The following is a 962-nucleotide window of genomic DNA, read 5'->3' on the forward strand; positions in this document are numbered from 1 at the left end:
CTACTACAATGCCGGGCATCCCGGCGTTCCGGAACCGCACGCCCACGTCGTGTTGTGGCACGTCTCTGCCGCCGACGAAGCACGTGTCGCCAAATGAGCGTCACACGTCGTCAGGTACTGGGCGGGGGTGGCGGGCTTGTGGCTGCCCTTTCCCTCTCTCCCCAGGTCGCGTGGGCCGACGAGGTGGTGGAAATCAGAATGCGAGGCCGCGACGACGGCTCACAGGTCTGGTTCGACCCGATCGGCATCCTGGTCGAACCGGGACAGACGGTGCGCTGGACGAATCTCAATTCCGGCAATTCGCACACGGCGACTGCCTACAGTCCGACGAACTTCGAGAGACCGCGCCGCATGCCCAAGGCGGCAAAACCGTGGGATTCCGATTACCTCCTGCCCAATGAGAGCTTTTCGGTCATTTTCACCGAGAAGGGGGCCTATGACTACTATTGCATCCCGCATGAGCACGCCGGAATGGTCGGACGTATCATCGTCGGAGCGCCCGAGGCACATGGCTGGACCGAGCTGGTTGGCCCGAATGGCGTTCTGCCGGAGGCGGCCCTCAAGGCATTTCCGAAAGTCGAAGACATCATGACACGAGGGTTCGTCCGGCGCGATCAGACCATGCCTACGGGACCGGGCTGAAACAAGGAAGGATTGGATACTGCGTCAGACCGGGGCACGAGTTCCCGGCTGTCGTCGATTGGGGACGGCTCTCATGACAGGCGACGTGCATACATGCGAAAATCAGTCGCGGTCTCAAGCTGGGCGAGGCGGGCGCTCTCAGTTGCTGGACGCTTCTATCGATGGCTGGGCCGTAGTCGAGGGACGCGAGCGTGCGAGGAATCGCCTTGCTGCATTGGGGGAGATGACTGGCGGCATTGCGCATGACTTCAGGAACCTGCTGGCGGTCATCGAGTCCGGCCTGAGGCTTGCCGAAGCAAGAGCCGACGAGCCCAACCGTG

Annotated in this window: 1 protein-coding gene; it reads left to right on the plus strand. The window is 62.4% G+C overall.

Annotated elements, in window-relative coordinates; translation table 11 throughout:
* Positions 1-93 precede the first annotated feature (93 nt).
* Positions 94-642 carry a plastocyanin/azurin family copper-binding protein gene (locus EOA60_RS34805; protein ID WP_127334740.1) on the plus strand — a complete coding sequence of 183 codons (549 nt, stop codon included), beginning with the start codon at positions 94-96 and terminating at the stop codon, positions 640-642.
* Positions 643-962: the final 320 nt, after the last annotated feature.

Origin of the sequence: Mesorhizobium sp. M1A.F.Ca.IN.020.06.1.1 (genome assembly GCF_004023265.1) — a bacterium.
Classification (GTDB): Bacteria; Pseudomonadota; Alphaproteobacteria; order Rhizobiales; family Rhizobiaceae; genus Mesorhizobium.